The sequence below is a fragment of the Amycolatopsis sp. NPDC104587 genome (assembly GCF_055583645.1).
The window spans coordinates 433,407-458,111 of record NZ_JBVJNO010000001.1; the positions used below are offsets into that span (position 1 = coordinate 433,407).

At 70.5% G+C, this 24,705-nt stretch carries 27 protein-coding genes; 12 read left to right on the plus strand and 15 right to left on the minus strand.

Going from position 1 to position 24,705, the window contains the following annotated elements; translation table 11 throughout:
• Positions 1-76: 76 nt before the first annotated feature.
• From ACZ61C_RS02085 to ACZ61C_RS02105, 5 genes are read left to right on the plus strand one after another with little or no spacing between them, the layout of a single operon-like run.
• Complete coding sequence (locus ACZ61C_RS02085; RefSeq protein WP_465301848.1) at positions 77-565, plus strand: MarR family winged helix-turn-helix transcriptional regulator; 489 nt, start codon at positions 77-79, stop codon at positions 563-565.
• Positions 566-598: 33 nt separating this feature from the next.
• Positions 599-1,003, plus strand: coding sequence for a TOBE domain-containing protein (locus ACZ61C_RS02090; RefSeq protein WP_465301850.1), 405 nt, complete (start codon positions 599-601; stop codon positions 1,001-1,003).
• Entirely contained in the window at positions 1,000-1,815 is an 816-nt protein-coding gene (gene modA, locus ACZ61C_RS02095; protein WP_465301852.1) for a molybdate ABC transporter substrate-binding protein, read from the plus strand. Before ACZ61C_RS02090 ends, modA begins: the two co-directional genes overlap by 4 nt.
• Before the next feature lie 58 nt (positions 1,816-1,873).
• Positions 1,874-2,641, plus strand: coding sequence for an ABC transporter permease (locus ACZ61C_RS02100; RefSeq protein WP_465301854.1), 768 nt, complete (start codon positions 1,874-1,876; stop codon positions 2,639-2,641).
• Complete coding sequence (locus ACZ61C_RS02105) at positions 2,638-3,705, plus strand: sulfate/molybdate ABC transporter ATP-binding protein (protein WP_465301856.1); 1,068 nt, start codon at positions 2,638-2,640, stop codon at positions 3,703-3,705. The genes ACZ61C_RS02100 and ACZ61C_RS02105 overlap by 4 nt, the downstream gene beginning before the upstream one ends.
• A gap of 3 nt (positions 3,706-3,708) precedes the next feature.
• Here the strand turns inward: ACZ61C_RS02105 and ACZ61C_RS02110 are convergent, their stop codons facing one another.
• On the minus strand, positions 3,709-5,478 hold the full coding sequence (locus tag ACZ61C_RS02110; protein WP_465301858.1) for a multicopper oxidase family protein: 1,770 nt from the start codon (positions 5,476-5,478) through the stop codon (positions 3,709-3,711).
• A 193-nt stretch (positions 5,479-5,671) separates the two neighbouring features.
• On the opposite strand from ACZ61C_RS02110, the gene ACZ61C_RS02115 reads away from it, so the two are divergent.
• Entirely contained in the window at positions 5,672-6,466 is a 795-nt protein-coding gene (locus ACZ61C_RS02115; protein WP_465301860.1) for an HAD-IIA family hydrolase, read from the plus strand.
• Between the two features lie 37 nt (positions 6,467-6,503).
• A complete protein-coding gene (locus tag ACZ61C_RS02120) occupies positions 6,504-7,304 on the plus strand; it encodes a metallophosphoesterase (protein ID WP_465301862.1) in 801 nt (266 codons plus the stop codon).
• Here ACZ61C_RS02120 and ACZ61C_RS02125 read toward each other — a convergent pair whose 3' ends face one another.
• The 11 genes from ACZ61C_RS02125 to ACZ61C_RS02175 form a co-directional block, all read right to left on the minus strand.
• A complete protein-coding gene (locus ACZ61C_RS02125) occupies positions 7,305-7,679 on the minus strand; it encodes a YccF domain-containing protein (RefSeq protein WP_465301864.1) in 375 nt (124 codons plus the stop codon).
• A complete protein-coding gene (locus ACZ61C_RS02130) occupies positions 7,679-8,428 on the minus strand; it encodes a PhzF family phenazine biosynthesis protein (RefSeq protein ID WP_465301866.1) in 750 nt (249 codons plus the stop codon). The genes ACZ61C_RS02125 and ACZ61C_RS02130 overlap by 1 nt, the downstream gene beginning before the upstream one ends.
• 55 nt (positions 8,429-8,483) lie before the next feature.
• Positions 8,484-9,911 carry a hypothetical protein gene (locus ACZ61C_RS02135; RefSeq protein ID WP_465301868.1) on the minus strand — a complete coding sequence of 476 codons (1,428 nt, stop codon included), beginning with the start codon at positions 9,909-9,911 and terminating at the stop codon, positions 8,484-8,486.
• Positions 9,912-9,925: 14 nt separating this feature from the next.
• On the minus strand, positions 9,926-10,498 hold the full coding sequence (locus ACZ61C_RS02140) for a DUF3558 family protein (RefSeq protein ID WP_465301870.1): 573 nt from the start codon (positions 10,496-10,498) through the stop codon (positions 9,926-9,928).
• Positions 10,498-10,992 carry a hypothetical protein gene (locus tag ACZ61C_RS02145; protein ID WP_465301872.1) on the minus strand — a complete coding sequence of 165 codons (495 nt, stop codon included), beginning with the start codon at positions 10,990-10,992 and terminating at the stop codon, positions 10,498-10,500. The genes ACZ61C_RS02140 and ACZ61C_RS02145 overlap by 1 nt, the downstream gene beginning before the upstream one ends.
• A gap of 71 nt (positions 10,993-11,063) precedes the next feature.
• Complete coding sequence (locus ACZ61C_RS02150) at positions 11,064-11,756, minus strand: ESX secretion-associated protein EspG (protein WP_465301874.1); 693 nt, start codon at positions 11,754-11,756, stop codon at positions 11,064-11,066.
• Positions 11,757-11,789: 33 nt separating this feature from the next.
• Positions 11,790-12,995, minus strand: a complete 1,206-nt coding sequence (locus ACZ61C_RS02155) for a ComEA family DNA-binding protein (RefSeq protein ID WP_465301876.1) — start codon at positions 12,993-12,995, stop codon at positions 11,790-11,792.
• Positions 12,992-13,435 (minus strand): hypothetical protein, encoded by a 444-nt coding sequence (locus ACZ61C_RS02160; RefSeq protein WP_465301878.1) that lies wholly within the window; start codon positions 13,433-13,435, stop codon positions 12,992-12,994. Before ACZ61C_RS02160 ends, ACZ61C_RS02155 begins: the two co-directional genes overlap by 4 nt.
• On the minus strand, positions 13,432-14,007 hold the full coding sequence (locus ACZ61C_RS02165; protein ID WP_465301880.1) for a 4Fe-4S single cluster domain-containing protein: 576 nt from the start codon (positions 14,005-14,007) through the stop codon (positions 13,432-13,434). The genes ACZ61C_RS02160 and ACZ61C_RS02165 overlap by 4 nt, the downstream gene beginning before the upstream one ends.
• Positions 13,995-14,210, minus strand: coding sequence for a DUF2997 domain-containing protein (locus ACZ61C_RS02170; protein WP_465301882.1), 216 nt, complete (start codon positions 14,208-14,210; stop codon positions 13,995-13,997). Before ACZ61C_RS02170 ends, ACZ61C_RS02165 begins: the two co-directional genes overlap by 13 nt.
• Positions 14,207-15,826 carry an AAA family ATPase gene (locus ACZ61C_RS02175; protein WP_465301884.1) on the minus strand — a complete coding sequence of 540 codons (1,620 nt, stop codon included), beginning with the start codon at positions 15,824-15,826 and terminating at the stop codon, positions 14,207-14,209. The genes ACZ61C_RS02170 and ACZ61C_RS02175 overlap by 4 nt, the downstream gene beginning before the upstream one ends.
• Positions 15,827-15,905: 79 nt before the next feature.
• Here ACZ61C_RS02175 and ACZ61C_RS02180 point away from each other — a divergent pair, with 79 nt between their 5' ends.
• The 4 genes from ACZ61C_RS02180 to ACZ61C_RS02195 all read left to right on the plus strand — a co-directional run bounded on the left by ACZ61C_RS02180 (position 15,906) and on the right by ACZ61C_RS02195 (position 21,840).
• Positions 15,906-17,033 carry a glucose-6-phosphate dehydrogenase gene (locus ACZ61C_RS02180; protein WP_465301886.1) on the plus strand — a complete coding sequence of 376 codons (1,128 nt, stop codon included), beginning with the start codon at positions 15,906-15,908 and terminating at the stop codon, positions 17,031-17,033.
• Complete coding sequence (locus ACZ61C_RS02185) at positions 17,030-18,838, plus strand: glycoside hydrolase family 15 protein (RefSeq protein WP_465301888.1); 1,809 nt, start codon at positions 17,030-17,032, stop codon at positions 18,836-18,838. Before ACZ61C_RS02180 ends, ACZ61C_RS02185 begins: the two co-directional genes overlap by 4 nt.
• A gap of 38 nt (positions 18,839-18,876) precedes the next feature.
• Positions 18,877-20,535: an AMP-binding protein gene (locus ACZ61C_RS02190; RefSeq protein WP_465301890.1), complete on the plus strand. Its 1,659-nt coding sequence runs from the start codon at positions 18,877-18,879 to the stop codon at positions 20,533-20,535.
• A gap of 165 nt (positions 20,536-20,700) precedes the next feature.
• Positions 20,701-21,840, plus strand: a complete 1,140-nt coding sequence (locus ACZ61C_RS02195) for a hypothetical protein (protein WP_465301892.1) — start codon at positions 20,701-20,703, stop codon at positions 21,838-21,840.
• A 327-nt stretch (positions 21,841-22,167) separates the two neighbouring features.
• Here ACZ61C_RS02195 and ACZ61C_RS02200 read toward each other — a convergent pair whose 3' ends face one another.
• On the minus strand, positions 22,168-23,136 hold the full coding sequence (locus ACZ61C_RS02200) for a R2-like ligand-binding oxidase (RefSeq protein WP_465301894.1): 969 nt from the start codon (positions 23,134-23,136) through the stop codon (positions 22,168-22,170).
• Entirely contained in the window at positions 23,133-23,732 is a 600-nt protein-coding gene (locus ACZ61C_RS02205; protein WP_465301896.1) for a TetR/AcrR family transcriptional regulator, read from the minus strand. The genes ACZ61C_RS02200 and ACZ61C_RS02205 overlap by 4 nt, the downstream gene beginning before the upstream one ends.
• Positions 23,733-23,826: 94 nt before the next feature.
• Between ACZ61C_RS02205 and ACZ61C_RS02210 the strand changes: the two genes are divergently transcribed.
• Positions 23,827-24,444, plus strand: coding sequence for an HAD family hydrolase (locus tag ACZ61C_RS02210; protein WP_465301898.1), 618 nt, complete (start codon positions 23,827-23,829; stop codon positions 24,442-24,444).
• Here the strand turns inward: ACZ61C_RS02210 and ACZ61C_RS02215 are convergent.
• Positions 24,441-24,677, minus strand: coding sequence for a hypothetical protein (locus ACZ61C_RS02215; protein ID WP_465301900.1), 237 nt, complete (start codon positions 24,675-24,677; stop codon positions 24,441-24,443). The genes ACZ61C_RS02210 and ACZ61C_RS02215 overlap by 4 nt on opposite strands.
• Between the last annotated feature and the right edge of the window lie 28 nt (positions 24,678-24,705).

Here is a 24,705-nt window from a genome sequence, read left to right on the forward strand (position 1 = left end):
CCTCAGTGATCGTCCGGATACTTTGGGCAGTAAGCTGTTCAGTGGGCGAACGACCTGCGCGAACCGAAGGACAGTGATGACGGGCACAGCGGAAAAGAGCTATCCGGTCCCGGAAGAGGAGCTCTTCCGCTTCGCGGAATTGGGTCGCGCCGGCAGCACGCTCACGGTGCTCCGGCACGCCAGGATCGCCGAGCGGATGGGCCTGTCCGGCACCGACCACAAGACGTTCGACCTGGTCGTCCAATCGGGCGGACCGTTGACCGCGGGGCGGATCGCCGACCTGACCGGGCTGTCCACCGGGGCCGTGACCGGCGTCATCGACCGGCTGGAGAAGATCGGGCTGGTCCGCCGCGTCCGCGACCCCGAAGACCGCCGCAAGGTCCTCGTCGAGGTCGTGCCCGGGGCCGGCGAGCGCTTCGCGCCGCTCTTCGAGTCGGCCTTCGAGTGGCTCCGCGAGAGCCTGGCGCAGTTCTCACCGGCCGAGCGAAAAGTCATCGAGCGTTATCAGAATGTCATGCTCGAACAGCTGCGCGCGGAGATCATGGACAATTCGCGCCCCGCATAGCTTTTCCTCAAGTGCGGAGATAATCTTCCCTCCATGCCGCAATTCCGGTTGTCCGAGGCCGCGCACCTGCTCGGAGTCAGTGACGACACCGTCCGGCGGTGGGTGCGCGCGGGGCAGCTGACCGCCACCGACGACGCCGCCGGCCGCAAGGTCGTGGACGGCGCCCAGCTGGCCGGGTTCGCCCGGGCGCAGGCCACCAGCCCCGAGGACCCGTCCGCGGTCGGGCGCTCCGCCCGCAACCGGTTCGTCGGGCTGGTCACCGAGGTGGTCGCCGACAAGGTGATGGCCCAGGTGGAGATGCAGTGCGGGGCACACCGCGTGGTGTCCCTGATGAGTACGGAAGCCGTCCGCGAGCTGGGCCTGCGCCCGGGGGTGCTCGCGGTCGCGGTGGTCAAGGCGACCACCGTTGTGGTGGAAACACCGGAAGGAAGTCGATGAAGAAGCTTGCTCTCGCCGTCGGGGCCGTCGCGGCCGTCGCCTTGTTCGCGGGCGCGTGCAGCAGCTCGGACCAGCCCAGCACGCAGTCCGGCGGGTCGTCGGCCAGCGCCCCCGCGCCGAAGGGCACCGGCGACGCCGGCGGCACGATCACCGTGTTCGCCGCCGCGTCCCTGACCGAGTCGTTCACCGCGCTCGGCAAGGAGTTCGAAGCCTCGCACCCGGGCGTCACCGTGAAGTTCAGCTTCGCGGGTTCGTCCGGCCTGGTCCAGCAGCTGACCAACGGCGCGAAGGCCGACGTCTTCGCCTCGGCCGACCAGGCCAACATGGACAAGGCCGTCCAGGCGGGCGTGATCGACGGCCAGCCGACCGTGTTCGCCACCAACAAGCTGGCCATCGCGGTCGCGCCGGGCAACCCCAAGGGCATCAAGTCCTTCGCCGACCTGAACAAGGCCGGCCTGACCGTGGTGACCTGCGCCCCGCAGGTGCCGTGCGGTTCGGCCACCAAGAAGGTCGAGACCGCGACCGGCGTCACGCTCAAGCCGAAGAGCGAGGAGCAGGACGTCAAGCAGGTGCTGGCCAAGGTCCAGTCCGGCGACGCCGACGCGGGCCTGGTCTACGTCACCGACGCCACCTCGGCCGCGGGCAAGGTCGACAAGGTCGACTTCGCCGAGGCGAGCGGCGCGATCAACAACTACCCGATCGCCGCGGTCAAGGGCGGGCAGAGCGCGCTGGCCAAGGAGTTCGACGAGTTCGTCCTCGGTGACCAGGGCAAGGCCCAGCTGAGCAAGGTCGGGTTCGGCCCTGCGCAGTAAGCGTCTCGCGAACGGCCGGCCGGGATCCGTCCCGGCCGGCCGTTCGCGTGTCCCCTGGGTGCTCGCGATCCCCGCGACCCTGGCCCTGGCGCTGGTGGTGCTGCCGGTGGTCGGGCTGCTGGTGCGCTCGGACCTGTCGCGGCTGCCGTCGCTGGTCGCCACGCCGTCGTCGTGGCACGCGCTGCGGCTGTCGCTGATCACGGCCGCGCTGTCCACCTTGACCTGTGTCGTGCTCGGGGTGCCGCTGGCCGTCGTGCTCGCGCGGGCCCGGTTCCGCGGCGTCCGGCTGCTGCGCTCGATCGTGCTGCTGCCGCTGGTGCTGCCGCCGGTGGTCGGCGGGCTCGCGCTGCTCTACCTGCTCGGCCGCAAGGGCTTCCTCGGCATGCTGATCACCACGCTGACCGGGGAGTCGGTGCCGTTCACCACGACCGCGGTGGTCATCGCGCAGACGTTCGTCGCGATGCCGTTCCTCGTGGTCAGCCTCGAAGGCGCGCTGCGCGGGTCCGGCGACCGCTACGAGCAGGTCGCCGCGACGCTCGGCGCGCGCCCGTGGACGGTGTTCCGCCGGGTCACGCTGCCGCTGCTGCTGCCCGCGCTCGGCTCCGGCGTCGTCCTGAGCTTCGCTCGCGCGCTGGGTGAGTTCGGCGCGACGATCACTTTCGCCGGCAGCCTCGAAGACGTCACCCGCACGCTGCCGCTCGAGGTCTACACGCAGGCCGAAGTGGACATCGACAGCGCCGTCGCGCTGTCGCTGCTGCTCATCGTCGTGGCGGTCGTCGTCATCGCCGTCGCGCGGCCACGCTCGTGGGAAGGCGGCCTGCGGTGAGCCTGACCGCCCGGATCGAGGCCGTCCGCGGCTCGTTCTCGCTGGACGTCGACCTCGACGTGCCCACCGGCACGGTGCTGGCCCTGCTCGGCCCGAACGGCTCCGGCAAGTCGACGGTGCTGGGCTGCCTGTCGGGGCTGATCACGCCGACGTCGGCGGAGATCACGGTGTCGGGGCGCGCGCTGGCCGGCGTGCCGCCGCACCGCCGGGGGATCGGCCTGCTGTCCCAGGACGCGCTGCTCTTCCCGCACCTGTCCGCGGCGGACAACGTCGCGTTCTCCCCGCGCTCGACCGGCGCCGGCCGGCGCGCCGCGCGGGAACGCGCCTACTACTGGCTGGCCGAAGTGGACGCCGTCGAGCTCGCCGACCGGCGGCCCGGGCAGCTGTCCGGCGGCCAGGCCCAGCGCGTCGCGATCGCCAGGGCGCTCGCCGCCGAGCCGGACCTGCTGCTGCTCGACGAGCCGTTCGCCGCGCTGGACGTCGACGCCGCGCCGGCGATCCGCGGCCTGCTGCGGCGGGTGCTCAAGACCGGGCCGACCACGGTGCTCGTCACGCACGACCCGCTGGACGCGCTGGCGCTCGCCGGCCACGTCGCGGTGCTGAACGGCGGCCGGATCGTCGAACACGGCCCCACCCGCGAAGTCCTGTCCGCCCCGCGAACGGCGTTCACCGCGCGGATCGCCGGGCTCAACCTCATCTCCGGGACCGCGGTCCCGGACGGCCTGCGGACGGCGTCGGGTGACGTGGTGGCGGGCATCGCGGCGCCGGACGTCGTGGCCGGCGAGCCCGCGGTGGCGGTGTTCCCGCCGAACGCCGTCGCCGTCTACCCGCACGACGGTGAGCACCGGGGGAGCCCGCGCAACACCGCCGAGGCGCACGTCGCCGCGCTGGAGCCGCACGGGCCGGTGATCCGGGTCCGCGCCGAGGGCGACGGCTGGGCGCACGGCCTCACCGCCGACCTCACCCCGGCCGCCGTGGCCGAGCTCGCGCTGGAGCCCGGCTCGGCGGTGACGCTGTCGGTGAAGGCCGCGACCGTGGCCGTGCACCCGGCCGCGGCCTCCTGACGCTCAGCCGTCGTGGTGGTGGCCGCCGCCGGGGTGGACGTGGAACTTCGCCACTTCCGGCGGGTGCACGACGAACGGCCGCATCATGCCTTCGTCCTCGTGGTCGAGGATGTGGCAGTGGTACATGAACTCGCCGGTGCCGCCGCCGAACCGCCCGGCGACGCTGACCCACTGGCCGGGGTTCACGATGATCGTGTCCTTCCAGCCCTCCTCGTACTTCTCCAGCGGCACGTCGGCGAAGCCGCTGATCGGCGCGGTCGTCCGCTCCGAGGCCTGGTCGAACGTCGTGGTGAAGCTCCGCCGGAACAGCGCCTGGAACTCCGTCAGGTGGATGTGGACCGGGTGCGCCGGGCCGCCGTTCGCGACGTGCACGAGGTTCCACACCGCCCAGCGGTCGTGGTTGATGAAGATGCCGGTGGTGTCGTCGAAGAGCCGGCCGATCATCCGGAACGTCTTGAGCCCGCCGGCCGGATCGTTCAGCTGGATGATCCCCGCGCCGCCCGGGTCGGCGTCGACCTGCTCGAGGTCCCACATCTCCGGGTGGCCCTCGGCGTTGAGCAGCAGCGCGACCCAGACGTGGTCGTGGTCCTCCGGCAGCGTCGAACCGTGCACCAGCCGCGTGTAGGACGTCGAGACCTTCTCCGGCAGCCGGAACGAGTCGTGCTTCGCGCGGCCGTCGACGCGGAACTCCATGACGTCCGGCTCGATCCCGCCCAGCCGCGGGTCGGCGTTGCGCAGCTTGAGCTTCTGGCCCCTGAAGCGGCTGAAGTCGATCAGGACGTCGAAGCGTTCGGCCGGGGCGACGGTCAGGCCGCCGGCGGGCAGTGTCGTGGGCGCCGGCAGCAGGCCGCCGTCGGTGCCGATCAGGCGGACGGCGTCGTTGACCGGAGTGTTGTCCTCGTCGACCAGGTCGAGCGTGAAGAACCGCGAGTTGGCGGCGTTGAGCAGCCGGAAGCGGTACCACTTCGCGTCGACGTCCAGGTGCGGCCAGATCACGCCGTTGACCAGGGTGAACGGCCCGGAGAACGGGATCATCGGGCCGTTCGGGACGTACGGGAACTTGAACAGCAGCTGCCCGGTGAGCGCGCCGGTCGCGTCGGTGTCCAGGTTGCGGTCGGTGAGGATCAGCGGGAGCTCGCGGTCGCCGTGGGGCAGGTCGAGCGCGTCCTCTTCGTCGTCGCGGATCAGGTACATCCCGGCGAGACCCGTATGGACGTTGAAGCGGGTGATCGCCATGGCGTGGTCGTGGTACCAGAGCGGCATCGCCGGCTGGCGGTTCTGGTACTCGGCCAGCTGCGACGTGCCCTTGAGGCCGGCGTTGTGCGCCCAGCCGTCGTTGCCCGCGTTGGTGCGCGCGCCGTGGAGGTGCACGACCGTCCACGCCGGCAGGTCGGCGACACCCTCGACGACCGAGTAGCCGGGCCTGTCCAGCTCGCGGCCCGGCCGGCTGGTCGGCGCGTCCGTCACCGGGCCCTGAACGGCCACCAACGGAAACTCGCCGTCGATTTCGTTCGACCACGAAATCCGCAGCTGCTTACCACTGCGGACGTCGATCGTCGGACCCGGGAAATGGCCCGCGTACGTCCACAAAGTACTTTCGGGCAATTGTGAGTGCAGCCGCTGCTTCCTCGCCACCATGGGAATGGTGATCGTGTCCCGGCTCCGGGGCCGCAGCACCGGCGGAACCCGCAGTGGGTCCAGGAACTTGGTGAGCCCCCAGTCCGGCCCGGTGACGAGTCCGCCGGCGGTCGGGCGTTCGATGATTTCGGTCATTCGGTTCTCCCCCTTACCTGTTCGGGGGCAGGACGAATTGCGCCCCGGCGATTACGCAGGCGACGTCGAAAAGTATTCCCCCGAACCCCCTCGGTGGCCGGATACGCGACTCCCCTCGCAACACCGGCAATTCCCACTGTAGCCCTTTTCGGCGAGAGCCGCAGGCGCCTCGCGCGCGTGATAGGTTTCGCGCATGAACGAGCGCCGGTGGACGTATCTCTCCGACATGGACGGCGTCCTGGTCAAGGAGGAGCACCTCGTCCCGGGCGCGGACGAGTTCCTCGCCGAACTGAAGGCGAACGGCATCGACTTCCTGGTGCTGACCAACAACTCGATCTACACCCCGCGCGACCTGCGGGCCCGGCTGGAGCGCACCGGGCTCGACATCCCCGAAGAGTCGATCTGGACCTCGGCGCTCGCGACGGCGAAGTTCCTCTCCTCGCAGCGGCCGAACGGCTCGGCGTACGTCATCGGCGAAGCGGGCCTCACGACGGCGCTGCACGAGGTCGGCTACGTGCTGACCGAGCGTGACCCGGACTACGTCGTGCTCGGCGAGACGCGGACGTACAGCTTCAGCGCGATCACCCGCGCGATCCGGCTCATCGAGGGCGGCGCGAAGTTCATCGCGACCAACCCGGACGCGACCGGGCCGAGCATCGAAGGCTCGATGCCGGCCACGGGGTCGGTCGCGGCGCTGATCGAGAAGGCCACCGGGCGCTCGCCGTACTACGTCGGCAAGCCGAACCCGCTGATGATGCGCTCGGCGTTGCGCCGATTGGGTGCGCACTCGGAGTCGACGCTGATGATCGGCGACCGGATGGACACCGACGTGCATTCGGGCATCGAGGCCGGGCTGCAGACCATCCTCGTGCTCACCGGCATATCCACCCGGGAGTCGGCCGAACGCTATCCGTATCGGCCCACGCTCGTGCTCGACTCGATCGCCGACCTGATCGGGCGAACCACGGACCCGTTCGGCGAAGGCTGACGGTGAGCCGGGTGGAAGAAGGGCTTATCGTCAGCGGATGAGCAAGTCCACGTACGTAGTGGGCGACGTGCACGGCCACCGTGACGAACTGGCCGACGCACTACGCGCCGAAGGCCTGGTCGACGACGAAGACAACTGGTCGGGGGCCGAGGACCAGCTGTGGTTCCTCGGGGACTTCGTCGACCGCGGCCCGGACGGCGTCGGCGCGATCGACCTGGTCATGCAGCTCGAAGCCCAGGCGGCCGAGGCCGGCGGCCAGGTGCAGACGCTGCTGGGCAACCACGAGATCCTGGCACTGGGGATGTACCACTTCGGCGACGAGCCGGTGCCGTCCGACTTCGGCCCCCGCAGCTTCGCCCGCAGCTGGGAGATCAACGGCGGCCTGCTGTCGGACCAGGACCGGCTGACCCCGGAGCACATCGAGTGGCTGACCGCGCGCCCCCTGGCCGCGCTCGCCGCCGACCACCTGCTGCTGCACTCGGACACGCTGGAGTACCTCGACTGGGGGTCGTCCATCGAGGCGATCAACGAGGCGGCGACCGAGATCCTCACGGGGTCGGACCTCGAGTCGTGGTGGGACGTCTGGCGCCGCATGACGACGCGTTACGCGTTCCGCGGCCCCGACGGCGAGGAGAACGCCGACAAGCTGATGGGCGCCCTGGGCGGCTCGCGGATCGTGCACGGGCACAGCGTCATCGCCGACCAGCTGGGCATCCACCCGACGCAGATCGAGGGGCCGTTCCTGTACGCGGGCGGCAAGGCCCTCGGGGTCGACGGCGGGCTGTTCGTCGGCGGGCCCTGCCTGGTGGTGGAGCTGCCGTACGAGCCGGAGTCCTGATCAGCCGATCTCGACGATGTCCTTGCCGAGCGGCATCAGCGACACCGGGATCATCTTGAAGTTCGCGATGCCGAGCGGGATGCCGATGATCGTGATGCAGAGCGCGACGCCGGTGAAGACGTGCCCGATCGCCAGCCAGAGCCCGGCGAAGACGAACCAGATGACGTTGCCGAGGCAGGAGGCGGCGCCGGCGTCGCGCCGCTCGACGACCGTGCGCCCGAACGGCCAGAGCGCGTAGGCCGCGATCCGGAACGACGCGAGCCCGAACGGGATCGTGATGATCAGGATGCAGCAGATGACACCCGCGACCAGGTAACCCAGCGCCATCCAGAGGCCGCAGAGCAGGAGCCAGATGATGTTCAGCAGCGTGCGCATCAGACGTGCAGCTCCCCGCTCACGACGGTGACGGCCTGACCGGCGAGGTGCACCCGGTCGCCGTCCTGACGCGTCCGGACGATCCCGCCGCGCTGCGAGACCTGTTCGCCGGTGAGCTCCTTCTTGCCGAGCCGCTCCGACCAGTAGGGCGACAGGATGCAGTGCGCGGAGCCGGTCACCGGGTCTTCGTCGATCCCGACGCCGGGCGCGAAGAAGCGGCTGACGTAGTCGTCACCCTTCGCGGTGACGAGCAGGCGGCCCTTCCAGGTCTCCTTGAGCCGGACGAGGTCGGGTTCGAGGGTTCTGACCGTCTGGGCGTCGGTGAGGACGGCGAAGAGGTTCTCGACGCCGCGCCCGGTGTACTCGATCTCGACACCGGGGAGGATTCCGGACAGGTCGTCGTCGGTCGCCGCGGGCGGGTCGGAGGGGAAGTCCAGCTCGACCCAGCCGCCGTCGGCCCGGGCGCGGAGTTCGCCGCTCTTGGTGGTGTAGACCTGCTCACCGCCGAGGACGTGAGTGGCGGCGACGGTGGCGTGCCCGCAGAGCGCGACCTCGACCTCGGGCGTGAACCACCGAAGCGACTTCGGGCCGTCCCCGGTGGTGACGACGAAGGCGGTCTCGGCGTGCTTCATCTCAGCGGCGACGGCTTGCATCCAGGCGGCGTCGGCGGGCTCGTCGAGGAGGACGACTCCCGCGGAGTTCCCGGTGAAGGCCCGGTCGGTGAAGGCGTCGACGATGAAGAAGCGCATGGCTTCCAATCTAGCGGCGACCCGGTTCCCCTCGGCGAGATTTAGGGGTTCGCCCCTAGGAGGTCTCCCCGATGGTCGGCTTGACGATCTTCTCGCCGTCCGGCCCGCGTTCGGGCTTGAGGTCGAAGACGTCTTCCTCGACGGCGTACTTGTTCTTGTGCTCCTTGTCGTCTTCCTTCTTCTTGCCCGCACCCCCGGCCCCGGCGGCACCGGAGGCCCCGCCCTTGGCCCCGACCTTGCCCTTGGCCGCCGCGGCGGCGGTGGCCCCGCGTTCCAGCCGTTCACCGGGAACCTTGCCACCGGTCCTCTCCGCACCGGCTTCCTTCGGAGCACCACCGGCCCCGGAGACCCGCGACCCGGCAAACCCGGACCCGGCGCGGGACTTGCCTCGCGTGATGTCTCCGCTGCCTGAGCCGACACCGGGGTTGCCGCCACCGGTCATGGCGAGGCCGTCGGGGGTCATGCGCGGGAAGGCGCTGGGGGCGGGGCCGCCGCCGCGGAAGCTCGTGTTGCCACCGCCGAAGGTGCCGCCGGTGCCGCTGGTGGCGCCGGGCGGGACGTAGGCGGGCGGGTTGGTTGTCGTTCCCGGGAACCCGCCGCCGGTCGTCCCGCCGGGGCCGGTGATGCCGCCGCCCGGGCCGGTGATGCCGCCGGTGCCGGTGCTCGTGCCTGTTCCGCCGCCGATGGTGGGGGTGCCGGTGAAGCTGGTGCTGCTGGTCCCGTGGAAACCGGCGGCAGAGGTGGAGTCCCCACCCCCCAACTGCGGCGGCGGCGCGTAGGTGGGTTGGGAGCTGGCGGTTTCGTGGTAGGTGCCATCGAGGTTCTGAAGCACCTGAACGGCTTGCTGGTGCGCCGCGTCGGCTTGTTGTTGCTTGGCCTGGATGTCGACCATGGTGGAGCTCATGCCGATGAGGTCACCGGAGTTGTACTGCTGCTTGGCCTTGTCGAGCTCGGCCTGCTGGTTGAAGCCGGTGGGCTCAGGCATATTGGTCTTGGCGTAATGCGCGGCGGCGGACTGCTGGGAGTAGTGGTTGGAGACGAGCTGCATGGCATTGCCGGTGTCTTCGGTGTGGCCCGCGGTGTCCTGGAAGAAGCCGTTCGCCTGCTCGGCCGCGGGGCCCTGCCAGGACCCACCGGACGCGGTCGCCGCGTCCCGGAACTGGTTCGAGGCATCGGCCAGCCAGTTGCCGTAGACGTTGGCCACCCGGCTGCGGTCGTTGATGCCTTCGATGTCGAGGTCCTTGTGCACCATGTCGTACAGGACTTCGTGCGGGCTGTTGGCGTAGTTCTCACCGGGCGCCGGCGAGTCACCGCGCAGGTTTTGGCCCTGCTGCAGGAGTTTCCCCTGTGCGACGGAGTAGTCCGACGCAGCTTTTTGAGTCAGCTGCTGGCCATCCGCGCCGTGGCCCTGGAGCTTCTGCTCGGTGGCGGCGTAGTAGTCACCCTCGGACTGGCGATGCTGCGCCCGGTGCGGCTGACTCATGGCAGGACTCCGTCTCAGTTCTTCGGCAGCAGGGGTTCGACCTTCGCGGCAATTTCTTCTGCCTGTTGACAGGCTTTCGCGGTGTCCGTACCCGAGGCGAGCAGGACAAAAGCCCGGGAGCTGGGTTTCACTTCCATCCACACACCGCACTGCCCGGACGAATTCTCCGGTTCGCGTTCTTCGACCGCGGCTCGGCCGTTTACCGTCCCCTCGCTCGCCTGGCTCGGGTTTCCGACGTTGTCCTTGTAGTTCCGCCCCGGCTGCAGAATGAGTGCCGCGTCCACGCCGGGTGTGTTACCCGAGGTGGGTTTGGTGGTTCGGCAGGCTTCTTTCGTGTTCGTCTCCGCGACCATCGGGCCGGCTTTGGGAAAGCCCTGTCCGGCGAGGACCTGGTCGAGAATCGAGCACGGGCTCACGCTGGCGAAGGGGTCATCGGGATCGGCGGTCGCGCCGCTCGTGGCGGGGGCGGTTGATCCCGCCACCGTTGAACTGGGGTTCGCTTGGCCGCCGACCTGACTGGTGCAGGCGGTCAGGCCGAAGGCGATGGCCAACGCGGCGAACCCGGCCGGAACGCGTCGAACGGTCACTACGCCTGCAGCCCCTTGTTGAGTTCGGTGAACGTCATGCTGTGCGCGTCCTCGGTTTCGCGGTAGTTCTTGCGCGCGATGACCATCGCTTCGCGAGCCCGCTGGATACCGTCACGCATCTTGATGAGGTTGGGGATCAATGACTGCTCGTCCCCGTCGGCCACCTTCACGTTGAAGTCGGCGACGGATTGGGCGTACTCGCTGCCGCCCATTTTGGCCTTGAGCGACAGGGTGCGGACGTCGACGATCATGGCGTTGTAGCCGTCGAGGAAGAAGTCGCAGGCCTTCATATAGGCCTGGAAGCCCTCCTCGTTCACCGCGAACTGACCGTTTTCGGCGAGGCCCTTCAGGTGGTTGCCGCCCTCGCTGACCTGCTTCGCGGCCTCCGAGTCGACATTTCCGCTGAGCAGGCCGGAGATGAAGTTCGACCCCGCGTCCCCTTCTCCGGCCGGTGGTTTGAAAGACCCAGGTGCGCCGAACTGTGAACCGCTCATGACGCCCTCCCCGTCGTTCGGCACCACCCTGCGTGGTCCCTCTGCACTGTACTAGTGACGAACCGGCCGCGTCAGTGGTTCCGGCCACGGTCGTGGAGCCAGGTGCGCAGGTGGGAACCATCCGATGGGGTGAACCTGACGCGGGTCTCGCCGCCCGGTAGGGGCTCGTTGAACATCAGGAAGCGGCCGCCGTCGTTGTCGATGAACGTCACCGTTCCCGTCGGGCGCAACGCCCCCGACACGCGGACCGACAGCTCGAACGTCCCGTACCGGTGCAGGGGCCACGCCGAAAACTCCGCCGCCGCCTCGACGTCGCGGGCCGGGGCGCCGCGGGTGATCGTCAGCTCCGGTAGCGGGACCGGGCGGTACGCCGGCAACATGCCGACCACCAGGTCGACCAGGCGGTCCGGCCGGGACTGGGCGAACAGGATCTCCTCGCCCGCCAGCTCCGAGAACACCCCCAGCCCGTGCCCGACGGCCGCCCGGTAGAACACCTGGCGGCCCTCCTCCGCCGCGCGGACGACGATCAGCACGTCCGGCTGGGTCCAGGCGCGCAGCGTCTGCTCGACCTCGATGTCCAGCTTGTCCGGGCCCGCCAGGCCGCGCGCGCGAAGGGACTCCCACGCCTCCGCGGCGATGCGCGAGTGCTCGTCCAGGGTGCGGCCGGGGCTGCGGATTTCGAACGGGTGCCAGCTCGCCGGGAGACCGGTGCGCCGGATCGCCGTGTCGACCTCGGTCAGGCCCAGGGAAAATTGCTCCGGCACGTCCCCGAGCGTAGCGGACCCGCCACCCCGCGCTCAGATGTCGAGCTGCCGGACACCCGTCTCGCGCAACGGCACCCGCCCGGCCGTCGCCCGGGTGCGCAGCCGGACGATCTCGTGCGGCTGCAGGCCGATCGCGACGCCGAACGCCTCGACATCCGGGAAGCCGCCCTGCCGTTGCCGCAGCTCCAACGCCCGGGTCACCTTGTCCGCCGGGAGCAGCTGCGCCAGCTCGGGACCGGAAGCCGTGTTGACGTCCACCAGCGCAAGAGAAACCGGTGGTGGCGCCAGGGCAACCGCGTCAGCCGCGACGTACGCCTCGATCGTGTCGTTCTGCCGCAGGTCCCGGAACGCGATCCCCACGGTGAACGTCCGCGACCCGGCGTTCGTCCGCGTCGCGACCCCGCCCCGGGCCAGCGACAGGATCCGCAGGTCCGCCGCGACCACCGTGCTCCGCTCGTTGAACGTCGTCCCCGCCGGCCGCAGCACCCGGGCCTGCCGGCCCACCGTGAACAGCGCGCCGCGCCCCTCCGGGACCTCGACCGCCGCGACGACCGAGCCGTTGCCGAGGTCGTTCAGGCCGTGCACCACCGCCACCCCCTCGCGACGCTCCAGGTGGTCGGCCTCGGGCTCGGGGAACGCGGCCAGCGTGTCACCCGCCATCGGCGGCACGTCGCACTGGAAACCGAGCAGCACCGTGCCCGGCTGCCCCTCCGGCAGCTCCTCGACCGGCCCCGCCGGGCCGAACAGCCCCAGCACCCGCATCGGCTCGCCGACCGCCCGGCCGGCGCGCAGCAGCGTAGTCAGCACCCCGAACCGCAGCACGCCGTGCTGCGGCCGCACCTGCAGGTGGAACCCCGTCACCTGGTCGTACGCCGGCGCGAGCACCGCGGCGACCGCGTCCGGCCGGCTCGTGTCGGGCCCGACGGCGTCGTCGGTGTAGAGCTCCAGCGCGTCGCCGTTCCCGATGTCGCGCCGCCCGACGGCGACGAAGACGTCCTTGAGGAACCCGGCGTCGGTCACCGCCTCGACGTCGCTGGAGAAGAACTTCTTCCGCACCATGATCCCGAGACGCAGGTTGTCCGCCAGGATCCGGTCGCCGCGCTTCAGGCGCGCGCGGGCGCCGCGGACCGCGCGCCCGATGCTCACCTGCCCGCCGGGCAGCTCCCCGAGGCCGGGGAGGGCGACCGAGTCGTTGAGCGCCTTGCCGAACTCGATCAGGCCGACCCTGACCTCGGTCACGACGTGGCGGCCAGCGTGACGCTGATCGACTGGTCGGCGTTGACGCGCTCGGACTCGACGACCATCCCGTTCGAAGCCGCGCGCTGCTTCAGCCGCGCGAGCACCGCCTGCTGCACCTGGGCGGCGTAGGCCTCGTCGACCGACAACACCAGCCGCTGGGCTTCGGCCTCGGCAAGCCCTGGGCCGTCCACGTGCGCCAGCTGGACGCCCTCGCCGCCGTAGACGAACGTGATCCGCCGGCCTTCCCACGCGGCCGTGACGGCGTTGCCGGTGTCGCTCACCTGGGCGCGCAGCCCGGTGAGCGCGCGGGTCAGCAGGTCGCGGTGCCGCATCCGCGTCCGCACGGTGACGACGCCGGGCTGCGCCTGCGTGTGCGCGGCGATCGTGGCCGCGTTGAGCTGGGCCAGCGCCTCGCTGCGCAGCTTGAGCGTGACACTCATCGGTGATCCCTTTCGAGCAGCGCTTCGAGCACTTCGGTGGTGGCGAACCCGTTCAGCTCGATCGCGCCGTCCGGGGCGATCGTCACTTCGAGGCGGTTCGGGGCGGTGAAGATCGACTCGTCGTAGCGGTCGGTGAGGAAGTGGAACCGCTGGTTGACCGAGCCCACCCACGGCCGTGACGGCTCCGGCCGGTCGGCCAGGAAAGGCCCGTCCACCAGCAGATCCGTCGAGTCCAGGAGCTTCGACGGCGGCAGCTCCTCCAGGACGTTCCCCGTGAACGTCATCACCGAAAGGCCCTCGGAACGGACCGCCGCGGCGAAGAGCCCCAGCGGCGACGGCTGGTCGAACGGCTCCCCGCCCAGCAGCGTGACCCCCTCGATCCCGGGAATGGCCAGCACGCGCGAAACCAGGTCGGGCCACGCCAGCCGGAACCCGCCGCGGGTCGTCCACGTCTGCGGGTTGAAACACCCGGGGCAGCGGACCGAACAGCCCTGGGTCCACACCGCGCACCGCAGGCCCGGGCCCTCCGCCGCCGTCGTGTCGACGATCCGGTGCAGGTTCAGGAGTTCCATTGCGACTGCTGCTGCGACGCGGTGTTCTCGGCGGACGCCGACGTGCGCCGGTAGTCCTCGGTGAACTCCGATGTTTCCGTTTCCGCGCCGAGCATGTCCTCCAGCAGCGGGATGTAGTCCAGGCACCGGGAGCCGGTCACGCCGTGGGTCTCGGCGCTGATCGACCCGTCCTTGCCGATGGTGACGGTCACGCGGTGCGTCATACGTCGATCGTCCTTCCCCTCGGGGACTCCGGCGGCGCGACGGGCGGGGGCGCCTCGACGTCTTCGCCGTTGTCGGTGGCGGCGACGGCACGCGTCTCCGCCCAGTTCCGGATGGCCAGGATCTCGTCGGCCTGGGTGACCGACAGCGGCACGGTCGACTTCACCGCGCGCACCAGGTCGTCCCGGCGCAGCGGCCGCTTCTCGGCGAACGCGTCCACCAGGCCGGACAGCACGGCCTGCTCGATCTCGGCGCCGCTGTAGCCCGCGCTGACGTCGGCGAGCTCGGTGAACAGCGCGTCGTCCATCCGCAGCTCACTGCGGACGAAGTCGTCGGTGACCCGCCGGTGCAGGTGGATGCGCCAGATCGCGGCGCGCTCGGGCGCCGAGGGCAGGTCGACGAAGAAGATCTCGTCGAAGCGGCCCTTGCGGAGGAACTCCGGCGGCAGCGAGCCGACCTGGTTCGCGGTCGCCATCACGAACACCGGCGCCGTCTTCTCCTGCATCCAGGACAGGAACGTGCCGAACACCCGACGCGCGGTGCCGCCGTCCCCGCCGCCGCCCGCGCCGGCGAGGCCCTTCTCGATCTCGTCGACCCAGAGCACACAGGGCGCGATGCCTTCCGCGGTGCGGATGACCGTGCGGATGTTCTTCTCGCTGGAGCCCACGAGACCGGCGAAGACGCGGCCCAGGTCGAGCCGCAGCAGCGGCAGCCGCCACATGTTCGCGACGCACACCGCGGACAGGCTCTTGCCACAACCGGGGACGCCGGTGAGCAGCAGGCCCTTCGGCGCCGCGAGGTTGTACGCCGCCGCGGCGGGGGTCCAGGTGCCGGTGCGCTTGGTGAGCCACCGCTTGAGCCGGTCGAGGCCGCCGACGGCGTCGAAGCTCGTTTCCGCGGGCACGATGTCGAGCATCCCGGACCGGCGGACGGCCTGGCGCTTCTCGGCAAGGATCAGCTCGAGGTCGCTGGGGTCCAGCCCGCCGCCTTCGACGAGCGCCCGCGCGAAGGCGTTCTCGGCTTCGGGCAGCGTGAGGCCCCGCGCGGCGGCGACGATCATGTCGCGGTCGTCCCGGTCGATGCTGATCCGGACGTTCTGGCGGTGCGCGGCGACCATGCCGTCCAGCAGCTCGCCGATCTGGCGCTGGTCGGGCAGCGGGAAGTCGACGACGGTCGCGTCGTGCTCCAGCTCCGGCGGCACGGGCAGCGACGGCGACACGAGGATCAGGCTCAGCGGCACCGGACGCGTCTTGAACGCGGCGGCGAGCTCCCGCAGCCGCCGGACGACGTCGGGATCCGGCCGGTGCCCACCTTCGGAGACCAGCGACGGGTGCAGGTCGACGAAGACGAACACGGCGGGCTCGCCCCAGCTGTAGACCCGCTCGAGCGCGGCCGCGGCGGCCCGCGTCTCCGAGATCGGCGGCCCGCCCACCGGCGCCAGGCCGGTGGTCGACGACCAGACGTAGACGCGCCGCGGGGTGCGCAGCCGCTGCTGGTCTTCCGCGACCGCGCGGATCTCCCGAAGCACCCGCTGCTCTTCGTGCGTCTCGACGACCAGCAGTGGGTAGCGCGCCTGCAACAGCTGGGTCAGCTCGTCGCGAAACCCCTGGCCGGCCATCGATCGCCCCCTCGATTCGGGTCCGGATGCTACCAGCGGGGGACGGTTCGGCCCGGCTACCTCGGGGTATCCGCCGACGGTGATCGACAACGAACGGGCCGCGATCCCGCCGCACGTCCTGGTGATCTTCGGCGCCACCGGCGACCTCGCCCGGCGGCTGCTGCTGCCCGGCGTCGCCCGGCTGCACGAGCGGGGGCTCCTGCCGGACGGCTTCCGCGTGATCGGCTCCGGCCGCCACTCGCCGGGCACCGACGCCGAGTTCCGCGAGAGCCTCGGTGACACGATCCGCGGGTTCGAGGACCGGGTGTCGTTCGTCGTCTCCGACAGCGACGACGGCGCCGACCTGGCCGAGGCCGTCCGCGACGCCCGCCGCGACCTGGGCGAGGACGCCCGGACCCTGCTCTACCTGTCGGTCCCGCCGGCCGCGATGGGACCGATGGTCGAGATGCTCGGCGCGTCCGGCCTGGCCGAGGACGCGCGGCTGGTGCTGGAAAAGCCGTTCGGCCACGACCTCGCGTCGGCGAAGGAGCTGAACCGGACCGTGCACGGCGTGTTCGACGAGGAGCGCGTGTTCCGGATCGACCACTTCCTGGGCAAGGCCGCGGTCCGGGAGCTCGCCGAAGCCACCCCGGATGCGAAGTCGGTGCTGATCGACGTCCCCGAGGAGATCGGCATCGAGGGCCGCGGGTCGTTCATGGAGGCCACCGGCACCTTCCGCGACATGGTGCCGACGCACCTCTGCCAGGTCCTGGGCGTGCTCGCGGCGGAGCCGGGCACCTCGAAGCTGGACGTCTTCCGCGCGCTGCGGCCGTTCGACCCGGCGCGGGCCGTGTTCGGCCAGTACGAGGGCTACCGCGACGAGGACGACGTCGACCCGGACTCCGACCGCGAGACGTTCGTCGCGCTGGAAGCGTTCGTGGACAACGACCGCTGGCGCGGAGTGCCGTTCCACCTGCGCACCGGCAAGGCCATGGCGGAGACGCGCGAGGAGGTCACGGCCGGTTCGCTCCACGCCGACCTGACCGACGACAGCGAGGGCGAGCCGTACGCGCGGCTGCTGCTCGAGGCGTTGCGCGGTGACCGCTCGTGGTTCACCGGCGCCGACGAGGTCGAACGGCTGTGGGAGGTCTGCGCGCCCCTGCTCGACGCGCCACCGGAGACCCGGCGGTACGAGCGAGGTTCCTGGGGCCCGGAGGCGGGGGCATGAGCGAGCGGTACCCGCCGATCGCCGAGCACGGCCTGATCGGCGACCTGCGCACGGCCGCCGTCGTCGGCACCGACGGGCGGATCGGCTGGTTCTGCGCGCCCCGCTTCGACTCGCCGAGCGTGTTCGGCGCGCTGCTCGACGCCGACAGTGGCGGGCACTGGCGCCTGCACCCGGTGTGCGAGGTGACCAACCGGCACCAGTTCTACATCCCGGACTCGAACATCCTGGTCACGCGCTTCCTCACCGAGGACGGCATCGTCGAGGTGCAGGACTTCATGCCGGTCCTGCGCCCGCGCGACCCCGCGCACCGGCAGCGGCTGGTGCGGCGGGTCGTCAACGTCCGCGGCCACATCCGGCTGACCACCGACGTCCGGCCGCGGTTCGACTACGCGCGGGCGTCACACCGCGTCGAGAGCACCGACCACGGCGTGGTGTTCGCCGGCGTCGACTTGCGGCTCGGGCTGCGCACGTCGGTGCCGCTGAAGGACGACGACGGCGGCGTCACCGGCGAGTTCGAGCTCGGCCCCGGCGAGACCGCGCTGTTCGTCCTCGAGGTGCTGGACGGCGACCCGCCCGAAGCGCCGCTCGAAGAAGACGAGGCCGAGGAGCTGTTCCGCGGGACGGTCGCGTTCTGGCGTGACTGGCTCGGCCAGTCCACCTACACCGGGCGCTGGCGGGAGATGGTGCACCGCTCGGCGCTGCTGTTGAAGCTGCTGACGCACGAGCCGTCCGGCGCGATCATCGCCGCGCCGACGTGCGGGCTGCCCGAGCAGGTCGGCGGCGAGCGCAACTGGGACTACCGGCACGTCTGGATCCGGGACGCGGCGTTCTCGCTGTACGCGTTGCTGCGCCTGGGTTTCACGACCGAGGCCGAGGACTTCTTCGGCTGGCTCACCGGCCGCTTCGAAGACCCGGGCGACGGCGACCTCGGGCCGTTGCGGGTGATGTACACGATCGACGGTGAGCCGGCCCGCGAGGAGGAGGTGCTCGACCACTGGGAGGGCTATCGCGGCTCGTCGCCGGTCCGGATCGGCAACGCGGCGGGCGAGCAGCTGCAGCTGGACATCTACGGCGAGCTGATCGACTCGATCTACCTGTTCGACAAGCACGGCTCGGGGATTTCGTACGACGCGTGGCACAACCTGACCCGGGTGCTCGACTGGCTGCTGGAGCACTGGGACCAGCCGGACCAGGGCATCTGGGAGACCCGCGCGGGCCGCCAGGACCACACGTTCTCCCGGCTGATGTGCTGGGTGGCGATCGAGCGCATGGTGCGCGTCGCCCGCCGCCGCGGCCTGCCGGCCGACCTCACCCGCTGGACGACCGTCCGCGACGAGATCCACGAGCAGATCCAGACGCGCGGCTGGAGCGAAGCGGACGGCGCTTACTCGCGGCAGTACGGCGAGTTCGTCCCGGACGCGTCGTTGCTGCTGATGCCGCTGGTGAAGTTCTGCGTCCCGACGGACCCCCGGTTCACTTCGACGCTCCGGGCGGTCGAGCGCACGCTGGTGGTCGACAGCCTGGTGTTCCGCTACGACCCGGCCCAGGCCCCGGACGGCGTTGATGGCGCCGAGGGAACGTTCTCGATCTGTTCGTTCTGGTACGTGGAAGCTCTGGCCCGCAGTGGCCGAGTGGAGGAGGCGCGGCTGGCGCTGGAGAAGGTGTTCACCTACGCCAACCACGTGGGGTTGTATGCCGAGCAGATCGGCTTGACGGGGGACCAGCTGGGCAACTTCCCCCAGGCGTTCACCCACCTGTCGCTGATCAGCTCGGCGATCAACCTGGACCGGGCGTTGTCGTCTTAGACTCGGGGCGCACGACGAAGACGTCTACGGGAGGCACCATGCCTGACGCGCCCGCCCTGCCGAGCTACGCCTCGGGGATCTCGGAAGTCCCCCTGCTCGGGGACACCATCGGCGACAATTTCGACCGGACGGTCGCGGCCCACGGCAACCGGGACGCGCTGGTCGACCGCTTCGCCGGGCGGCGGTGGACCTACCGGGAGCTCGCCGCCGAGGTCAACGCGCTGGCGCTGGGGCTCGTCGCGCAGGGCATCGGCAAGGGCGACCGGGTGGGGATCTGGTCGCCGAACCGGGCGGAGTGGACCTTCCTGCAGTACGCGACGGCGAAGATCGGCGCGATCCTCGTCAACATCAACCCCGCCTACCGCTCGCACGAGCTGGAGTACGTGCTCAACCAGGCCGGCGTCCGGCTGCTGGTGGCGTCGGACAAGTTCAAGACGTCCGACTACCCCGCGATGGTCGACGAGGTCCGCGAGAAGTGCGCGGGCCTCGAGCACGTCGTGATCCTGGGCGGCGAGAGCTGGCAGGCGCTGATGGACGCCGGCTGGCAGGGCGACCCGGCGTCGCTGGCCGAAAAGCAGACCGCGCTCTCGGCCGACGACCCGATCAACATCCAGTACACCTCGGGCACGACCGGCTTCCCCAAGGGCGCCACGCTCAGCCACCACAACATCCTGAACAACGGCTACTTCGTCGGAGAGCTCTGCAACTACACCGAACAGGACAAAGTCTGCATCCCGGTGCCCTTCTACCACTGCTTCGGCATGGTGATGGGCAATCTCGCGTGCACCAGCCACGGCGCCTGCATGGTCATCCCGGCGCCCGCGTTCGACCCGAAGGCGACGCTCGAAGCCGTCGCCGCGGAGCAGTGCACCTCGCTCTACGGCGTGCCGACGATGTTCATCGCCGAGCTCAACCACCCGGACTTCGCGAGCTTCGACCTGTCGTCGCTGCGGACCGGGATCATGGCGGGCTCGCCGTGCCCGGTCGAGGTGATGAAGCAGGTCATCGACCGGATGGGGATGGCCGAGGTGTCCATTTGTTACGGCATGACCGAGACGTCCCCGGTGTCGACGCAGACGCGGGCGGACGACTCGATCGAGCGTCGCGTGTCGACGGTCGGCCGGGTCGGGCCGCACCTGGAGGTCAAGGTCGTCGACCCCGAAACCGGCCTGACGGTGCCGCGCGGCGAGCCGGGAGAGCTGTGCACCCGCGGGTACTCGGTGATGCTCGGGTACTGGGAGCAGCCGGACAAGACGGGCGAGGCGATCGACGCGGCCCGCTGGATGCACACCGGCGACCTGGCGGTCATGGACGGCGACGGGTACGTCAACATCACCGGCCGCATCAAGGACATGGTCATCCGCGGTGGCGAAAACCTGTACCCGCGCGAGATCGAAGAGTTCCTGTACACGCACCCGGACATCCTCGACGCGCAGGTCATCGGCGTCCCCGACGAGAAGTACGGCGAAGAGCTGATGGCGTGGGTCCGCATGCGCGAAGGCGCTTCGCCGCTGACCACGGAGAAGGTGCGCGAGTTCTGCGAAGGCAAGCTCGCGCGCTACAAGATCCCGCGGTACGTGCACGTCGTCGAGGAGTTCCCGATGACGGTGACCGGCAAGGTCCGCAAGGTCGAGATGCGCGAGAAGTCGATCACGCTGCTGGGCCTGGAAGGCGCGGCTGCCGCGAAGCACGCTTAAGAGCTGTCCGGTAAGCGGGTCGACAGCGTGGTCTTCGACGATCACCCCGTTCGACCACTCACCGGGCACGCCCTAAACCACATCGGCCGGCCAGGCGTGATCCGGCGGCGGCGGAGGGGGCGCTTCCGGACGGAAGCGACGGGAACCGCCGGTGGAGGGGGAATCATGCTGTCCTGCCTGAAGAAGCCGCTCACCGCGGGGACGCTGCTCGCGGCGGCCGCGCTGAGCCTGCCGGGGGTGGCGGCCGCGGCCACCCCCGAGCCGGTCGACTTGGGCACTTTGCCGGGTGACCAGTTCAGCACCGTGTCCGCGATCAACGCCGGCGGCACCATGGTCGGTGAGTCGTACCCGCAGGACGTGCGCCTGCGGTACCACCCGGTGAAGTGGGACCGCCAGGGCCGGATCAGCGCTCTGCCCACGCTGGGTGGCGAGCTGGGCAGCGCGGTCGCCGTCAACGACGACGGCGTGGCCGTCGGCTGGGCACAGGACGCGAACGGCGACGGGCACGCGGTCCGCTGGGCCCCGGACGGCTCGGTCACCGCACTGCCGTGGGCCGCGTCGTCCGACGCAGCCGTCATCAGCCGGACCGGCGTGGTCGCCGGCGGCGGCACCGACCCGCGGGGGAGCTACGTCGCGGTCCGCTGGGGCCCGGACGGCTCGGTCACCCGGCTCGCGTCGCTGCCCGGCGGCGGGCAGACCACCGTCACCGGGATCACCGGTGACGGCGCGCTGATCAGTGGCACCGCCTGGGATTCCGCCGGCAACGAGCACGCCGTCCGCTGGAGCGCCACCGGCGCGGTCACCGACCTTTCCCCGGGCAACCTGGGCAATCCGGGCGCCACGGCTGCCGCGATCAACGACTTCGGGGTGATCGCCGGGACCGTCACCGAGGCGGGCCGGTCGGCCCCGGTGGCCTGGCAGCGGGACGGGCAGCGGGTGTCGCTCGACTGGCCGGCGGCACCGGCTTCCGCGACGCCACGCGCGATCAACCGCGCCGGGGTGGTCGTCGGCAGCGGGTACACCGACTTCGCCCAGGACCGGGCGGTGCGCTGGACCGCGAGCGGGGTCACCGTGCTGGAGCCCGCCCGGCGGTCGGCGGCGGTGGCGGTCAACGCGCTGGGCACGGCCGTCGGCAACGTCGAATCGGTGGCGGCCCGCTGGGACGCCGACGGCGCCGAAACGGTCCTCGGCACCTTGCCCGGCGGTGCGTACAGCTGGGCGACCGGGATCGCCCCCGACGGGACGATCATCGGCCGGTCCGACCTGGAGCGCGGCTGGCACGCGGTCTACTGGCCGGCGAGCTGACGAAGCGGCCGGGAAGCCGCAGTCGCCGCGAAGCACGCCTAAACCGGGAGCGCCGGTCGTGCGTTGCCCCTTCGCAGTGTTTGTCACACGAAGGGAGATCCGACGTGGTTCGAGGCTGGGACTGGTCCCGCGGCGGCAACGAGTGGCGCCCGACGGCACGAGTCTGGGAGTGGTGACCGTGAAGCGCGGCTGGGAGTGGTGATCGTCGTGAAGCGAGCTTGGGAGTGGTGACTGTGAAGCGCAACTGGGATTGGTGATCGGATGAAGCGCAGCTGGGACTGGTGAGCACGTGAGGGGCACCTTCGAAGGTGCCCCTCACGGCCGGGCTCAGCCGACCGCGGCGGCCGCTTCCGCGATCGCCTTCGCGTCCTCCTCGCCGAACGTCTCTTCCAGGACCTCCGGGGAGTAGTCGAGGTCGATCTGCTCCACCGGTGTCCCGCGCGCCGACTCGATCGCGCCCAGGCGGCGCTGCGCGCGGTCCGCCGCGTACTGGATGATCTCCTCGGGGTCGTTGTCGAACGGGACCTCCTCGAACTGGTCCTGCACCCACTGGATCATGTTGAGCGCGTGCGGCAGCAGCTCGCCCATCCGCTGCTGGACGGCGTCCCACATCGAGTCGTCCGCGGCGACGTGCCGGCGGCACGTGAAGGTGCCCCACGCCATGTGACGGCGCTCGTCGTCGCCGATGCGGCGGACCAGCTCCTGCATGCCCGGCAGGATGTCGTTCTGCGTGCAGATCAGCTGCCACGAGTAGTACCCCGTGAGCGCCAGGCTGCCCTCGATGACGTGGTTGTACGTCACGCTCGCGCGGATCTGGTTGAGCGGGCTGGGATCGTCCTCCAACGCCCGCAGCGACTGCGGCAGCTCTTCGTAGAACAGCTTGCGGTAGTGCGGGTTCTCCGCGACGTACGGGTGCAGGTCCTCGGTCAGCCCGACGGCGTCCATCCAGCGGCGGAACACCTCCGTGTGCTTGGCTTCCTCGAAGCAGAACTGCGTCAGGTACATCTCGTCGCCGAACCGGCCGGTCGCCGACATCGCCCGCATGAACGGCTGAATGTCCTCGGTGACGGCCTCTTCGCCGGCGATGAACTGCGCGACCAGGTACGTCGTGCTGCGCTTCTGCTCGTCGTTGAGCGTGTCCCAGCCTTCGCGTTCGCGGCTGAAGTCGATGTCGGCGGGGTTCCAGAACTTCTTGTTGCCCTTGACGAACAGCCGCAGCGGGAACGAGTCCCAGTTCAGGCCGCCCTTGCGCAGCGAGGAAAAGCCGGTCCGCAGTTCGGAGAGCGTGTCGGTCATCGTTTCACTCCATTGTGGACGAATTGGCGGATGGCAGGAGCCAGTACGGCGGTGACGGAGTCGGCGGCCTCGGTCGCCGAGTGCGTGGAAAGCACCAGGTGCGACAGGGAAAGCCGCACCACGGTCTCCGCGAGCAGGGCCGCGGACTCCGCCGACAGGCCCGGCTCGAGCTCCCGGTACTGCCCGGCGGCGAGCTCCGCGGCCGCGCTGAGGATCGGCTCGCCCTTGGTGGTCAGCAGCGGCAGCAGGTCCTCGCCGGCTTCGGTGCCGAGCGCCGCCGCGACCAGGCGGTTCTCCCGCGCGTGCTCGATCGTGTAGACGACGGCGTGGTGGATGCCGGCCAGCAGCCCGTCCGCCGTTTCGAACCGCTGCCGGATCCCGTCGAGGAACTCCGACGCGGTGCGCAGCGCCACCGCCTGGGTCAGCGCCGCCTTGTTGCCGAACTCGTTGTAGACGGTCTGCCTGCTCACCCCGGCTTTCGCCGCGACGTCGGCCATCCGCAGGGCCGCGTGCCCGCGGTCCGGCAGCAGGTCCGCGGCGGCGTCGAGCAGCGCTTCCCGCAAGGACGCCTTCGTCCGGTCAGTGAAGCTGGTCACACCTTCACCTTGACACAGATCACTCCGCTGTCAAGGTGCTGTACATGATCGGCTGACGTGTAAATTTGTCGGTGGTGGTGGCTAACGTGTTGGCGTGGGCATCACGGTGGGGTTCGACCTCGACATGACACTGATCGACGCACGGCCGGGCATGGCCGCGGCGATGAACGCGCTCGGCGTGGAATCCGGCCTACCGCTGGACGGAGACGCCTTCGCGGCCAACCTCGGCCCGCCGCTCGACGACATCCTGCGCGGCTTCGAGGCGCCCGAGGAACGCATCCCCGGGCTCGTCGACCGGTTCCGTGCGCTGTACCCGGAGATGGTGGTGCCGAGCACGGTCGCGCTGCCGGGCGCGGTCGAGTCGCTGCGCGCGGTGCGGGCCGCGGGCGGGCGCACGCTCGTCGTCACCGGGAAGTACGGGCCGAACGCGCAGCTGCACGTCGACGCGCTCGGCCTGGACGTCGACGAGGTCGTCGGCGAGCTGTGGTCGACCCGCAAGGCCGAAGCGCTCCTGGCGCACGACGCACGGGTGTATGTCGGAGATCACGCCGGTGACATTCGCGGTGCGCTGGCCGCGAACGCGATCGCGGTGGGCGTCACAACGGGTCCGTGTGATCGCGCGCTGCTGCTGAGCGAAGGAGCGGAGGTGGTCTTCGACTCGCTGACGGAGTTCCCGGACTGGTTCGAGCGGACCTTCGCGACAGTGCCTTAACTCTTGGCGCGCGCCTCGCGGACCAGCGCGATCAGGCCCAGCAGCAGCCCGAGCGGGGTGACGACACCGGCGCCGACCGAGAGCCAGATCGGCAGGTTCTCCAGGCCGGCGGCGAACATGATGAAGACGGTGAGCACGGCGAGCATGCCGAGGCCGAAGAGGCCGATGCCGATCCGCATGAGGAACGGTTTGCCGGGGGCGGCCACGGCGGCCTCCTTTGTCGCGGTCTTCATGAAGCAGAGCGTATCCGCAGGTATCGAC